Annotated in this window: 13 protein-coding genes; 11 read left to right on the top strand and 2 right to left on the bottom strand. The window is 49.5% G+C overall.

Annotation, left to right across the window (positions count from 1 at the left end; all coding sequences use genetic code 11):
* Positions 1-19: 19 nt before the first annotated feature.
* Both rnz and MHB80_RS15705 read left to right on the top strand, forming a co-directional pair.
* Complete coding sequence (rnz, locus tag MHB80_RS15710) at positions 20-955, top strand: ribonuclease Z (RefSeq protein WP_341277878.1); 936 nt, start codon at positions 20-22, stop codon at positions 953-955.
* Between the two features lie 141 nt (positions 956-1,096).
* Positions 1,097-2,065, top strand: a complete 969-nt coding sequence (locus tag MHB80_RS15705; RefSeq protein WP_341282992.1) for a metal-dependent hydrolase — start codon at positions 1,097-1,099, stop codon at positions 2,063-2,065.
* 45 nt (positions 2,066-2,110) lie between these two features.
* Here MHB80_RS15705 and MHB80_RS15700 read toward each other — a convergent pair whose 3' ends face one another.
* A complete protein-coding gene (locus tag MHB80_RS15700) occupies positions 2,111-2,743 on the bottom strand; it encodes a DUF1648 domain-containing protein (protein ID WP_341277877.1) in 633 nt (210 codons plus the stop codon).
* A gap of 42 nt (positions 2,744-2,785) precedes the next feature.
* Positions 2,786-3,037 (bottom strand): autorepressor SdpR family transcription factor, encoded by a 252-nt coding sequence (locus MHB80_RS15695; RefSeq protein ID WP_341282991.1) that lies wholly within the window; start codon positions 3,035-3,037, stop codon positions 2,786-2,788.
* Positions 3,038-3,233: 196 nt separating this feature from the next.
* Here MHB80_RS15695 and MHB80_RS15690 point away from each other — a divergent pair, with 196 nt between their 5' ends.
* The 9 genes from MHB80_RS15690 (at position 3,234) to MHB80_RS15650 (ending at position 14,880) form a co-directional block, all read left to right on the top strand.
* Positions 3,234-5,519 carry a DEAD/DEAH box helicase gene (locus tag MHB80_RS15690; RefSeq protein ID WP_341277876.1) on the top strand — a complete coding sequence of 762 codons (2,286 nt, stop codon included), beginning with the start codon at positions 3,234-3,236 and terminating at the stop codon, positions 5,517-5,519.
* Complete coding sequence (locus MHB80_RS15685) at positions 5,516-6,982, top strand: ribonuclease H-like domain-containing protein (protein ID WP_341277875.1); 1,467 nt, start codon at positions 5,516-5,518, stop codon at positions 6,980-6,982. The genes MHB80_RS15690 and MHB80_RS15685 overlap by 4 nt, the downstream gene beginning before the upstream one ends.
* Positions 6,972-7,784: a TIGR01457 family HAD-type hydrolase gene (locus MHB80_RS15680; RefSeq protein WP_341277874.1), complete on the top strand. Its 813-nt coding sequence runs from the start codon at positions 6,972-6,974 to the stop codon at positions 7,782-7,784. Before MHB80_RS15685 ends, MHB80_RS15680 begins: the two co-directional genes overlap by 11 nt.
* 39 nt (positions 7,785-7,823) lie before the next feature.
* Positions 7,824-8,648, top strand: a complete 825-nt coding sequence (locus MHB80_RS15675; RefSeq protein ID WP_341277873.1) for a DNA-formamidopyrimidine glycosylase family protein — start codon at positions 7,824-7,826, stop codon at positions 8,646-8,648.
* Between the two features lie 23 nt (positions 8,649-8,671).
* On the top strand, positions 8,672-9,004 hold the full coding sequence (locus MHB80_RS15670; protein WP_341277872.1) for a cyclic-phosphate processing receiver domain-containing protein: 333 nt from the start codon (positions 8,672-8,674) through the stop codon (positions 9,002-9,004).
* A gap of 30 nt (positions 9,005-9,034) precedes the next feature.
* Complete coding sequence (locus MHB80_RS15665; protein WP_341277871.1) at positions 9,035-10,057, top strand: SAM-dependent methyltransferase; 1,023 nt, start codon at positions 9,035-9,037, stop codon at positions 10,055-10,057.
* Positions 10,058-10,132: 75 nt separating this feature from the next.
* The gene (locus tag MHB80_RS15660) at positions 10,133-11,872 is read left to right on the top strand and encodes a histidine kinase (RefSeq protein ID WP_341282990.1); all 1,740 of its coding nucleotides are present in this window, start codon (positions 10,133-10,135) and stop codon (positions 11,870-11,872) included.
* Positions 11,873-11,882: 10 nt separating this feature from the next.
* Entirely contained in the window at positions 11,883-13,430 is a 1,548-nt protein-coding gene (locus MHB80_RS15655) for a response regulator (RefSeq protein WP_341282989.1), read from the top strand.
* Positions 13,431-13,560: 130 nt separating this feature from the next.
* On the top strand, positions 13,561-14,880 hold the full coding sequence (locus tag MHB80_RS15650; protein ID WP_341277870.1) for an extracellular solute-binding protein: 1,320 nt from the start codon (positions 13,561-13,563) through the stop codon (positions 14,878-14,880).
* The last annotated feature ends 22 nt before the right edge of the window (positions 14,881-14,902 follow it).

Raw genomic sequence — 14,902 nt, 5'->3', positions numbered from 1 at the left:
AACAGGGGGCGGTAGGAGCATGGAAATTTGGTTTCTTGGAACAGGTGCGGGAAGGCCGTCGAAAGAACGAAATGTGACGTCGATCGCGCTGCGGCTGCCAGAGCCAGATGGCGGGCTATGGATGTTTGATGCAGGCGAAGGAACTCAGCATCAAATGATGCGATCCCCGCTGAAAATGGGCAAGCTGAATGCTCTATTCATTACGCATCTGCATGGTGATCACACCTTTGGCATTCCGGGACTGCTTAGCACAAGGTCTTATTCCGGGGGCAAAGGTCCGCTCCATTTGTTTGGTCCCGTGGGCATTGAAGAGATGGTGCGAACCGCGCTGCGGCTGAGCGGAACCCATATTGATTACGAGCTGATCATAACCGAGATCCAAGGGGATGGCGTTATTCATGAGGATGAGCGATTCGTTGTGGAAGCGTGGTCATTAGATCATCGCCTGCCCTGTTATGGCTACCGCCTGCTGGAGCGCGATTGTCCAGGCAAGCTTAATACAGAGCGTTTGAAAGCGCTTGGTGTTCCGTCAGGGCCGCTATATGGCAAGCTCAAGCAGGGCGAGGATGTGGAGCTGCCAGATGGCACGAAGGTGCGTGCTGCTGATGTAGCTGGAGCTCCATTGAAAGGCAGAATTATTGCGATTGCTGGCGATACCAGCCCATGTGCCAACATTGCCCGGCTTGCCGAAAATGCGGATTTGCTCGTTCACGAAGCGACGTTCGCGGCAGGACAGGAAGAGAAAGCGCATGAATATGGCCATTCGACGACGGTTGAAGCGGCGCAGGCTGCGAAGGATGCAGGGGTGCAGCAGCTTATTATGACGCATTTCAGCTCGCGTTTTATGCTTGAGGATATGCCGATGCTGAAGGAAGAGGCACAGCGTATTTTTCCGCAATCGGAAGCGGCCTATGATCTGTTTCATGCTAAAATAGCGCGGCGCAGCGACTGCTAGTCATCAAGGGCTTTTGTTCAGCCTAATACACTAGACTCAAGGTACCCTTACGAAATCAACATATGCTGAAAATAATGCGTTGACATTAGCCTCGTATGATGGCTGTGAACAATAGTTTACACATCGGGAGGCTGATTCGTGATGGATACAGCAAGCCATTTATTGTTCGGCGCAACACTTGGAGGACTCGCGATGCTCGACCCTGCACTGGCTGCGCAGCCAGCCGCGATGCTTGCCGTATGGACAGCGACGCTGCTCGGCAGCCATGCACCGGATTTTGATACGGTGATGCGCTTAAAAGGCCAAGCGGCCTATGTTCGCCATCATCGCGGTATTACGCATTCGCTGCCTGCGCCCGCCATTTGGTCGTTGCTGGGCTTGCCAATTGCGTGGCTTTATGGCGTGCCGGAGCTCGCCTGGCAAGTTGTAGGCTGGATGTTCGTAGCGGTCTGTTTTCATGTTTTGCTGGATTTGTTCAATTCCTTCGGGGTGCAATGCGCTAGGCCTGTTTCGCAGAAATGGCTGCATTTAGATACGTTATGCCTATTTGATCCGTATTTGTTTGTCTTGCATGCGTCAGGCTGTATTCTTTGGGCGTCAGGCATAGCCGTGCCAGGTCCGATGTTTGCCATTATTTACACCATAACGGCTTTCTACATCGGATGGAGGCTGCTAATAAGCCGAAAGGTGAAGCGGCTGCTCCGGGTAAGCTTTGGCATCAGTACAGGCATAACGCTTGTACCATCGCTGCTTGGCTATAGCTGGCAGTTTACAGCAGACTGCGGCGACCATTATGCGGCGGGAACGGTTGCTGGAGGTTTGGTTACAATCGAGACGACAGTCAGCAAGTCGGATAGTACGGAGCTGGCTCCGGTCGTGCGTGCGGCGATGAATGAAGAAGGGGTAAAAGCTCTTTTGTCTTTTTCCGAGCGGGTTCATGTGAATGTACAGGAGAAGCATGGTGGTTACGAAGTGACCTGGAGCGATGTGCGTTTTTGGAATAAGCAGCAAATGCCGTTTGGGGTAGCTGTGACGCTCGATGCAAATATGAAGGTGCTGAATCACCGACTAGGCTGGAATAAAAAAACGTGGGAGCCACCCCACGTTTAGTGAAATATTTTGAGGAAACGCACGGCTAGCGCTCTCCCAAGGGCGCTAATTTTTTTTGGCAACAAAGACCAGAGAGAAGACCGACAGGATGGATACGAGCACAACCACCGTCAGAAAGCTTATCAACTGCAGCATGCCTGGCAGGAACACCGTCACAATAATGAGAAAGCCGCCCCAGAAAAATATTTTGGCCGAAAGCTGATGGGTTTTGCGCCACACTTGTTCGTTGTTCAGTGTTAGCGGTGTTTTGATGCCGACAATGCGATTGGGCTTCATGCGCGGCAAGTAGTTCCCTATCGTAATGTACAAAATGCCGATAAACGGGATAACGACCATTTGAATATCAAGCTGGACGCCATAGCCATACGCGATGTTGAAGCCTTGAATAGCGGCTAGGCCAAGCATCAGTATTTGATTGATGGAATCGGTGCTTTTGATGGTGCTGGAGCTTGCAGCCAGCTTGGGGTCGATTTTCGGCAAATATTTAAATAACAGCATAAGCAGCACCATAATGGCCGGGATGAGAAATAGAGCAAACATTTTGCCAGCATACCGATCTGGTTCGCCATATACATTCCAATGTACGGGCAAGGTGCCAGGCAGAGAAGAGTAGGAGATCATCCCGGCAATAAAAGATAGTGCAACAATGAGCCAATTCCAAAGGTTCTTTTTCATCATTCATCGTTCCTTTCCAAGTCAGGTGGTTAATAAGTTAAGGTTTTATTGAAAAGAAGCAATCCATTTGAGCAAATCCTGAAAGACGGTCGTATTTAGCGAGTAGTAAATATGCTGGCCTTTACGCTCATCCGACACCAGCTCAGCTTGCTTAAGCAAGTTTAAGTGATGGGAAATGCTCGGCTTGGTCATTTGAAAATGGTCAGCAATTTCCCCCGCTGTCAAGTCCCGCTCTTTCAATAAATCAAGTATCGTGCGTCTCGTCGGATCGGATAATGCTTTAAACGCCTGGTTAATCGACAATGAGGAGCTATCTCCTTTCGATATTTAGATAATTATCTAACAATCTAATATAATCACATTGTAATCGCCATGCTCCAAGCTGTCAAGAAACGGATACCCAAAAAATAAAATTGCAGGCCGAACATGTATTCTTGTAAAATGTAAGAAACGAGTGGCCTTTATAAGTCAGGATACAAGGAGAGAAACAGTCATGAACCGCTGGACGGGAAAGACCTCGGGACTCGAGGAGTGGCTGGAGCTGCTGAAGCACGATCAGGACATAATGGATAATATCACCCATTGGCGGACCATTCCGCCGCGCGAGGCTAGTACTGCGGCATTGCCTGCGGATCTGCATCCGAAGCTTGCGGAAGCGCTGCGCACAAAGGGAATTGATGAACTATACACACATCAGGAGACGGCTTATCGGTTCGTACGAGAAGGCCATAGCATTGTAGCGGTTACCCCGACTGCCTCTGGCAAAACCTTATGCTATAACCTGCCGGTGCTCCAGTCATTATTGGAAGATGACGAAGGTCGAGCGCTTTATTTATTTCCGACGAAGGCGCTGGCGCAGGATCAGGTGGCCGAGCTTCAGACGCTTGCCGATCTGATGGACGTTGATCTCAAGACAAATACATACGACGGGGATACCCCTCCAACAGCGAGACAAGTAATTCGCAACGCTGGACATATCGTCGTGACCAATCCGGACATGCTGCACTCGGCGATTTTGCCGCATCATACGAAATGGGTTAAGCTGTTTGAAAATATTAAATATATTGTGATCGATGAGCTTCACGCATACAGAGGCGTGTTTGGAAGCCACGTTGCCAATGTGATCCGCAGGCTCAAAAGAATTTGTCGGTTTTATGGGTCGACTCCGCAATTTATTTGTGCATCAGCGACCATCGATAATCCCGCCGAGCATGCAGCAAAGCTAATAGGCGAGCCTGTGCGGCTCGTTGATAACAATGGTGCGCCGACGGGGGAGAAGCATTTTATATTTTACAATCCGCCTGTTGTGAACAGGCAGCTCGGCATTCGCCGCAGCAGTGTGCTGGAGACGAGGAAGCTGGCAGGCTTGCTGCTCCGCCAAGGCGTGCAGACGATTGTATTCGCCCGAAGCCGGGTGCGTGTGGAGCTGCTGCTGACCTATTTGCAGGACATCATTAAAGACAAGCTTGATGCGAAAACCATCCGCGGCTATCGCGGTGGATATTTGCCCAAGCTGCGTCGGGAAATTGAACGCGGTCTGCGCAGCGGTGAAATTCGCGGCGTCGTAAGCACGAATGCGCTGGAGCTTGGTATTGATATTGGGCAGCTGCAAGCTTGCGTGCTGAACGGTTATCCAGGCACAGTAGCAAGCACCTGGCAGCAATCGGGACGTGCGGGACGCCGCCAGGGCAGCGCGGTTACTTTTTTAGTGGCAAGCAGCAATCCTTTGGATCAATATATGATTCAAAATCCTGACTTTTTTTTCAATCGGCCGCCGGAGCGTGCGCTTATTCATCCCGATAATTTACTTGTGCTCATTGATCATGTGAAATGTGCGGCATATGAGCTTCCTTTTGAAGAAGGCGAGAAATTTGGGGAGGAATCGCTTGCGGACATGATGGAGTTTTTAACGGAGGAAAAGGTGCTGCACCGTGCGGGCAGCCGCTGGTATTGGATGGAGCAATCGTTTCCCGCCCATAACATTTCGCTGCGCTCCGCGGCTCAGGAAAACTTTGTCATCATTGACATGACCGAGGGCAGCCGAGTACTGGGCGAAGTCGATCGCTTCAGCGCACCAACGCTTATTCACGAAGAAGCGATTTATATTCACGAGGGCGTGCAGTATCAGGTCGAGAAGCTGGATTATGCAGAGAAGAAAGCTTATGTGCGCAAAGTCGATGTCGATTATTACACCGATGCGAATCTCGCAGTAGAGCTGAAGGTGCTATACGTAGACAAAGAGCGCGAATCGGGCGAGCTGACGCGGCAGTATGGCGAGCTGGCGCTGAATGCGAAGGCGACGATTTTCAAAAAAATCCGGCTGCGAAGCCATGAAAATATTGGCTCAGGTCCGATTCATTTGCCGGAGGAAGAGCTGCATACGAGCGGCTACTGGTTCTCGTTCAGTGAAGAGGCTGCAGCGCGCAAAAGCAAAAATGAAATGCAATATGCACTGCTGGGCATTGCGAATGTATTGGTTCATATTGCACCGCTTTATCTAATGTGCGATCCCTATGATATTCGCGTCGTGCCGCAGGTGAAGGCTGTGCATACTCAGAAGCCGACGATTTATTTTTATGACAGGTATCCAGGCGGCATCGGACTGAGTGAAAGATTGTTTGAGGTGCATGATGAACTGATCCGGCAGGCAAAGTCACTCATTCGCGGCTGTACTTGCTTGAGTGGCTGCCCTGCTTGTGTCGGACCGATTGAAGAGGTTGGACTGCTGGGCAAGGAGCAGGCACTAAAGCTTCTGGAAGAAGCGGAGGGAAATACATGAGCAGTTTGCGAGAGCGAATGAATCGCCTGCGCAGCAGCGCAGCTGGAGCAGCAAGCAGCACAGGCGGAGCACCAGAAGGTGCAGGGGAACAGCCCTATCGAGAGCCTGATTTAGAAGCCTCTCTAGAAGGCTCCCTAGAAACCTCGATAGAAGGAAATAAAGAAACCAATATACTAGCCAATAGCAAAGTGCATGAACTTGACGATTCCCATACTGCCAATATGGATGGCACTATTTTGGAAACAGAAACAGAAACAGAAACAGAAGCAGGCGCCGAGCAGCTTCCCGAGAGCTGGCTTGCTATGGGCGTCAAGCTGCAAACCAATGAAGTCGGCACCTTCTTGCTGCGTGAAGTGAAATATGCTGCCGCTCATCAGCATGGCATTCACCGGCTGTCGGAGCTTAAGGAGGCGAGCAAGGGGTTATCTGCTTTTCACGGGGAGCAGATTGGTGCAGAGCACTTGCTCATTCTGGATTTGGAGACGACCGGCCTCGGAGTCGGGACAGGCAATGTGCCGTTTATGGTCGGCATCGCCTACTGGCAGGAACAGCAGTTCATAGTAGAGCAGGCGCTAATTCGCCATCCGGCAGAGGAACGGGCGATGCTGGCCTATTTGAAGGAAAAGCTGACGGCCTATGCGTACCTGGTAACGTACAATGGAAGAACGTTCGATTGGCCCGTTATGCTAAACCGATTTATCTTGAATGGCTTTGGCAGCAAAGTTTGGGCGCCGCTGCATCTGGATTTTCTTCATCCTGCACGAAGCGTTTGGCGCAATACGCTTGCTTCCTGCAGGCTCAGCCATGTGGAGGAAGAGCGGCTTGGCATCGAACGTGTGGATGATGTGCCGGGCTCGCTTGCCCCGCAGCTGTATTTTCAATATTTAGCCGATCAAAATCCGGAGCCGCTGGCAGGCGTATTCCGCCATAATGAAATCGACATGCTTTCTCTTGCAAGCTTGGCGATCCGTTTTGGGCATTTGCTTAATGGCGAAGCGGGCTGCGGCCCGCTTCCGATGCCGGAAGAGCCGGAGGAAATTGTGCGAACAGGGCTGTGGCTCGAGAAGATGGGACAGGCGGAGAAGGCAGAACGCCTATTCGCGGTGGCGGAGCAGCTTCCGGGCATGACGCTTAATGCTTTGCTGCTGCTCGCTGCACGTGACAAGAAGGCTGGAAATTGGCGGCGAGCTGTGTTATTGTGGCAGAAGGCTGTAATGTTGCCGCTCAAATTTGGGGCAAGCGACGACAGTGCCTTTATCGAGCTCGCTATGTATTACGAACATAAGCTGAAAGATTATGAATCGGCTTTATTATATGCGGACGAAGCGCTGCAGATGGCGCTTAGCCATCCGCTTCGGGGGCGTCAGACTGCCAAGCAGCGGGCGGAGCTTGCAGAGCTTCGCAAGCGGTCATTGCGCTTGCAGGGCAAGATAGGAAGGAAGCTGGGGAATCATGGGACATAATTTGCCTGAAATGCGAGGCTTGCTCATCGATCTCGATGGCACGCTTTATCATGGAACGAGAAGAATTGTTGGTGCAGATGCCTTGCTGCGCAAGCTTAAAGAGCTGAATCTTCCTTACCGCTTCGTTACGAACAATTCCTCGGCCACGCCGGAAGAAGTAGCGGAGCGGTTGAACAGAATGGATATTCCGGCGGAAGCGCAGGATGTGTGCACATCGGCGCAGGCTGCTGCTGAATATGTGGCTTCGGTAAAGCCGGGGGCTTCTGTTTTTGTTATTGGGGAGGCAGGTCTGCGCGCGGCAATTGTAGAAGCGGGCTTGCGGCTAACGGAAGAACAGCCGGATTTTGTTATTCAAGGTATTGACCGAGAGCTTAGCTATTCGAGGCTTTCACTTGCGGTTCGCTATATTCATGGCGGAGCTCCGTTTATTTTAACGAACCCGGATTTGCTGCTTCCTTCAGAGGGCGGTTTAATGCCGGGGGCTGGTTCAATTGGAGCGATGCTGCAAGCAGCAGCGGGCAAGGAGCCGATTGTCATTGGCAAGCCTTCATCTATTTTGATGGATTATTCCTTAAAGCAATTGGGTCTTCCGGCTGCGGACACTTGGGTAATCGGTGACAATCTAGCTACGGATATTGCGGCTGGCCGCGCTTCGGGCTGTGGGACGCTGCTCGTGTTGACAGGACTTACAACAGAGAAAAATTATAAGCACTATTCGGAACGCGCGGGCTGCGAACCGGATAAAATATGTAGAAATTTAGATGAGCTGATCTCTTATATTACGGAAACTGCAAACTGCTGACATAGGGATAGCGTATAGACAGGAAGGAAGCGAACAGCAATGCCGGAATTGCCGGAAATTGAAAATTATCGCGTAATATTAACAGAACGGCTCGCAGGAGACCGGATTACAGGAGTGCAAGTGCTGCAAGAGAAGCTTCTAAATGTTTCTGCTGAGCAGTTTGACGAGGCGCTTACGAATAGAACGATCTGGTTTGTCGAGCGTCGTGGCAAGCATCTGCTGCTGCATCTTGATAACGGCAAACGTTTGTTTGCGCAGCTCGATGCTGGAGCGTCGCTGTTTTATGGGCAAGGCGATGAACGCCCGCAGAGCGAGGCGCAAATTGTCATTCAATTGGAAACGGGAAGCCTTTATGTTGTAGGAATGCGGCAGGGCTTCGTGCATCTTTTATCAGTAAAGGAGACTGGGCAGGTGCTGGCAGAATTGGGGCCAGATCCTTTGGATAAAAGGCTGACGCTTGAAAAGTTTACCCAGTTGTTCCGTAAAAAACGCGGAGCATTGAAGGCCGCAATGGCTGATCAGCAGGTGATAAGTGGAATCGGTTCCTTTTATGCCGATGAGATTGCATACGCTGCCGCTGTGCGGCCAGATATCAAAATTCCGCTTATTCAGGAAGAGGCATGGAAGCGTCTATATGAGGCGATGCACGCAGTACTGAAAGAAGCGGCGGGTAAGGGAGGCAGCGTGGAGCAGCCACTTACTATGGACGACAAGCTGACAGGCGGCTATTACACACAGCGCCGTGTCTATGAGCGTGCGGGGGAGGCATGCGGCACTTGCGGCACCCCAATTGAAGTAGTTGGCACTGCTGCGCGCAAGGCATTTGTATGTCCTTCCTGCCAGCCGGAGCAAGAAGAAAGCTAAAATCGCGAACGGGGGAATCGTTCATGATTCATCTTTTTTTAGACGATTACAGGCATTGCCCAAAAGGATTTGTACTGGCTTTGACAGCTCAGCAATGCAAACAAATCATTGACACGGAAGACATTGATATTTTATCTCTTGATTATGATTTGGGCTGGAACCAGGATACGGGTGCGGAGGTTGTTCGCCATATGGTGAGCACGGGACGTTATCCGAAGCAGGTTTTCCTGCACACCTCCAGCGCAGCAGGGCGGGTACAAATGTACCAGATGCTGTACGCCCATGCACCGAAGGAAACGAAAGTGCATAATGGGCCGATGCCGTTCTCGCTGCTGGAGGAAATTGCTTCATTGTAAAGGTTTGTGTGATGTTAGGGAGGTGGCGTTATGAGCCGGTGGATTGGTACGGCTAATCAAGGATATGCTGCCTATGCGGTCGAAGAGCTGAGGCGTTTATTAGGCCAGCTGAAAGTGACACAGCTTGCGGCTGGTGAAGTGTTTTTATTTGAAAGTCCGCTTTCAAGGGAAGAAACCTTGGAAGCGGTTCTGCGGCAGCTGCCGATTTTTTTGCGGCATTTGCAGCCGGTTGACCGTGTCATTGAGACGAGCGGCAATGCGGATGATTTGGAAGAGCTGTCCAGGGTTGTGCGGAATGCGCAGCTTTCTTTTGTGGACAAGCAGGTATCGATTCATTTGCGCAAGGCGAAGATAACCGTCTACCCATATTCTGCGGCGGATACGAAAGCGGTGCTGGATGCGGTACTCGAAGAAATCGGTGCCGAATCAGCGAGGCAAAAGCCAGATATGATTATTGCAATATACGCAGCAGCCGGGCAGCTTTATGTAGGCTGTGGCACACCAGGCGAGATGTTGTCTGATTGGCCGGGTGGCGCTGTGCGTTTTCAACGGGAGGAAGGACAAATTTCCCGTGCAAAGTTCAAGCTGCTTGAAGCGGAGCGGGAGTTCGGTCTGAATTATGAAACATTCCAGCAAGCGCTGGATATAGGTGCAGCACCGGGAGGCTGGACATCGCTGCTGCTGGAGCGTGGCCTTCGAGTAACGGCCGTCGATCCTGGCGAGCTGCATCCTTCGTTGAATGGACATTACGCTTTGACTTATCATAAGCGTAATGCGTCGGATGTGAAGCTGCCCGCAGAAGCCTATGATTTGCTCGTCTGCGATATGAGCTGGAGCCCCATGCAAATGAGCAGGCTCGTGCTTGACCTGCAGCAGTCATTGGCGCGTGAAGCTACAGCGATTATTACAATTAAGCTCATGCACCGCAAACCGCTGCAAACGATTCGAGATGTGTCAGAGCGGCTCAGCTCCGCTTTTACGATAGAGAGGGCAAAGCAGTTATTCCACAATCGCGACGAAATTACATTGTATTTAAAGTATCGCAAGGCCTAGAAATAGAAGCAATAGGTGATGAGCGCTCCAACCGGGGCGCTTATTGTCGATAAGGGGGCAGTTCCTTTGCGTAATATGAGAGCGCTTTATGCGAATTTGCGTATTAAACATAAGCTGTTCCTTCTCCTCTCCGCCGTCCTCCTAACCGTTGCGGTTCTTGGCGGCGTTCTTCAGCAATATGCCTTCGACATCTACGATCAGAAAATCTATGAGCAATCTGCCAAAGCGTTAAGTCTCTCAGCTGTAAGCATTGAGAATGAGCTTCGAAAAATCGAGCAGTTGTCCTATACGATTGCAACAGACACCAAAGTACAGGAATATTTGCGGACCATTAAGAGCGGTGGAACAGAATACGATAATTACGTGCTTCAAGTCAATATTCAGGACCGCGTCGTTAATTTAGGTGGTTTGGATAAATACATTCATTCCGTTCAGCTATATGATGTGCATGACAAGGCATATGCAACCGGCGTTCGAACGATAAATTTATCCAGTGCAAGACTGGAGCGGCTTAAGCTGGAGACGAAGCGAAATGAAGGGGGCAATACGTGGGTGGCGCCTGGCGAAAGTGACAGTGCGTTGTCGGCAGCCCGTGAAATTCGCAGCTATAAAAATTTGGATATGGATTATTTAGGCACCATTGTTGTGCGCGTAGATGCGGTTAAGTTGTTTCATGACTTGTCAGCCGGACTTGACAGCAGTGGAGCCAATATGATGATTGCCAGAGGTGCGGAATTAATATATCCGGACAATGCTATTTTTTCCATTGAAGAGCTCTTAAGTTTGACAGCAGGGTCCAGTGGATACCGCATTATGGAGCGGGAAGGCAATTCCTTTTTTGTCACCTACGTCGCGTCCAATCGAATGAATTGGTATTATTATACAATCATCTCGTTTGATGATATTTTTCGCAATGTGGTTTGGGTCAAAAATTTCGTTATTGCGGCTTTTGGCTTGCTGTTTATTATATCGGGCATATTTGCGCTGCGGGTTGCTAATGGCATCACCAAGCCGATTGAACGGCTTAATGCCAATATGAAGCGCATTCAATTGGGGTATTTCGATTATGTAGAGGACCCGGCGGAGCGGGCGCTTGCGATGGATGAGGTAGGCCAAATGCAGCGAAACTTCCGTATTATGGTCGAGCGAATCAATGAGCTCATTCATGAAAACTATGTCAAGCAGCTCGCGATCAAGGATACGCAGTTCAAGGCGCTGCAGGCGAACATTAATCCACATTTCTTGTACAATACACTGGATTCGATTAACTGGAGCGCTAAAATGAGCAATCAGCTGCAAATTTCACAAATGGTGGAGGCGCTCGGCTCCTTGCTTCGCACGTCGATCAACTTGAAAGAGTCGATTATTCCACTGCGGACGGAGCTGGAAATCGTCAATCATTACATTACGATTCAAACGTTTCGTTTCGAGGAGCGCCTTGATTTCAAGCTTGATGTTCCGGCTGAACTGCTCACTTGTGGCTTGCCAAAGCTGGCGCTGCAGCCGCTGATTGAAAATGCCATTCATTATGGATTGGAAGAAATGATTGACAGCTGTACCATTAGCATTCAGGCTTATACAGAGGAAGAGTACCTGTATATCGTTGTACGGGATAACGGGCCTGGCATGGAGCAAGCGTATGCAGATAAGCTGTTAAGCGGCGAAGCGAGGGCGAAAGGAACCGGGCTTGGACTGCGAAATATTGATGAGCGTATTAAGCTGTTGTATGGCGAGGAATATGGCCTTCATGTGAGCAGCCAGCCGAATGAAGGGGCGGCGGTCAGCCTGAAGCTGCCTTACGAAAGGAAGGATTAGCTTGTTCAAAGTGCTGTTAGTAGACGATGAACGTATTATTTTGGAAGGGATTTCACAAATTGTACCGTGGACAAGCTCTGGGGCAGAGTTAATCGGCACAGCCAGAAATGGCCTGGAAGCGTTGACTTTCATGGAAGAACAACAGCCTGATATTATTATTTCAGATATTAAGATGCCAGGCATGGATGGTCTTCAGCTCGTAGAACGGGTGAAAGAGCTGTATCCCCAAATTGCATTCATTTTGCTTTCTGGGTTTAGTGAATTTGACTATGCACGTACTGCGATGACTTATGGGGTCAAGCATTATCTGCTTAAGCCTTGTAATGAGACGAAGATTACGGAGGCGCTTACTGAAGTTATCGAAGAACTCCAGTCGCAGCTCACGCAGCATCAATTCGTTCAAACGATTCAAAGCGAGCTGACCAGAGTGCTTCCTCATGCGAAAGCGCAATTTCTTAAAGAGCTGGTTACGAATAAAACATATGGCAAGCGCGATTGGGATACGTACCGCAGGATGTTTCATATTTCGCATGAGACTTTGCCAATCAGACTCATATTGATGCAGGTGGAAGGAATGTTTGAATACGAGCATATTTTTGCGCTGACGAACATTGCCGAGGAAAAGCTTGGCGAGGAGATTGTTCTGCTTAGTACAACGATTGGTCGTCACGTCCTGCTGCTTATTCAGGAAACGGAGCAGCAGGAGCAGCTGTTCTCCCGGCTATCGGGCATGAAGTGCACCTTCACTGATTTTTATAAGCTTGAAACGACGATTGCCGTCAGCGGCGCCGGAGAAATTACCGATGCACGCAAAATGTACCGTGAGACGCTTGAATGCCTGAACTTCCGCTTTCATGTAGGGGAGGGGGCGATTATTACGCCACAGGATCTTTCAACCGCAGCAGCGGCGCGGCTTTCGAGCTTTGACTATGACGAGGAGCAGCTCGGCATGGAGCTTAAAGCGGGAAACTGGGAAGCAGCGAGCGAGGAACTGGGCCGTTTTTTTCAATTGCTCGCCGATCAGCGCATGGATACGGTGCTGACGAAATCATATGTCATTCCGCTCTTCGTTTCAATTGCTCGGCAAAGTACACCGGAACGCTTAAACGATTATTTGCAAATGCTGGCACGACTTGATGAGCTGGAGACGCTGAAGGCTATTGAAGCTTTCGTGAGCCAGGCGGCTAAAGACATCTGCGAGGCGAATTTTGATTCATTTTCCAGCAAGCAATCGACGGTTATTAAAAAGATGATTGAGGTTATCGCATCGAACATAGCTGATCCGGCATTGTCACTCAACTGGGTAGCCAATGAAATTTTATATATGAATGCTGATTATTTAGGAAAACTATTCAAAAAAGAAACGGGCGAGCGTTTTTCAGCCTACGTCATGAAGCTGCGTGTGGAGAAGGCGATGGAGGAAATTGTGCGGACGGAGGACGTTAGAGTATTCGAGCTGGCGGAGCGTTTCGGCTTCGGTGATAACCCGCAATATTTCAGCCAAGTTTTTAAAAAACATACCGGCTACACGCCATCCGACTACAAGAGATCACTATAACCGTATAGTGATCTCTGTTTTTTTAACAAAAAAAGCGGTTTTCTTTATTAAGAAAACGCATACAAAACGCTATAATTTGATTTGTAAGCAAGATAAATAATCACTAAGAAGAAATAAGGGGGAATACGAAATGAAGAAGCAAGCTAAAAAAGTTGTTCTCGCCCTCATGGCGTCCGCACTCATGCTGGCTACCGCTTGTGGCAGCAACGCAGGAACGAATTCGGGAACAGGCACAAATACAGGTACGAACAGCGGTGGCGGCGATAAGCCGATAACACTTCGCATGTCATGGTGGGGCTCTGAAACACGTCACGAATACACGAAAAAAGTCATTGACCTTTATAAAACAAAAAATCCAAATGTAACGATTGAAGTGGAATATGCAAACTACGATGACTATTGGAAAAAAATCGCTCCGCAAGCGGCAGCTAATGAGCTTCCAGACATTATGCAAATTGATACTGGCTATTATGCACAGTATGCAGGTAAAGACCAGCTAGCAGACCTTACACCTTACTTCGGCAAAGAAATTGATGTAACAAACATTTCTGAAAATGCTTTGAACGGTGGTAAATTGGGCGATGGCGTGTATGGGATGAACCTTGGCGTCAACTCTCTAGGTTTCCATTACGATCCGGCAACACTTGCTAAAGCTGGCGTAGACAGCATCCCGGAAAATTGGTCGTGGGATGATTATCTGTCCATGGCGGCGAAAGCGAAAGAGAACGGCATTTACATCGACGGCGGCATGCGCGCAGAAGTATTCTTCGGCTACTACCTCCGTACAGTTGGCAAGAAGCTTTATAATGAAGCAGGCAATGGACTAGGCTATGAAGATGACCAATTGTTCGTAGATTTCTTTGGCAAACTGGCGGATCTCGTGAAATCCGGCGCAGCGCCAACTCCAGATACACTCGCTCAAATTAAGGGTGTTGAGGATGATATGACGGTAAAAGGCACGCAAGTCGGCGTGTGGCAGTGGTCCAACCAGTTTGTTGCCCTTCAGCAAGCGGTGAACCGTCCGATGAAAATTGCTTCAATGCTGAACCCAGGCGCTAAAGAAGGCTTGTACCTGAAGCCAAGCATGTTCTTCTCGATTTCCAAAAACTCGAAAGCGAAGGAAGAAGCAGCTAAATTTATCAACTTCTTCGTTAACGATGCAGATGCAAACAAGCTGATTCTCGGCGAGCGTGGCGTTCCAGTATCCAGTGTTATTAAAGAAGAGCTTAAACCGCTATTGTCCCCAGAGCAAGTTCAAGTATTTGATTATGTAGCTTGGTCGGAAGAAAACAGCTCCCCAATGGATCCAGTTGATCCTATCGGTGCTATCGAAGTATTTGCATCGCTGAAAAGCTTGACGGAGCAACTGAACTACGGACAAATTTCGGCAGAGGATGCTGCTAAGAAATTTAGAAGTGAAGCAGAAAACGTTTTGAAAAAAAATAAATAAAGGTTGGAAAAGCGGGCGATGG

The sequence above is a fragment of the Paenibacillus sp. FSL H8-0537 genome (assembly GCF_038051995.1).
Lineage (GTDB): Bacteria > Bacillota > Bacilli > Paenibacillales > Paenibacillaceae > Pristimantibacillus.
Note: the sequence above shows the minus strand (reverse complement) of the source record. Positions and strands in the feature narration are given on the sequence as shown.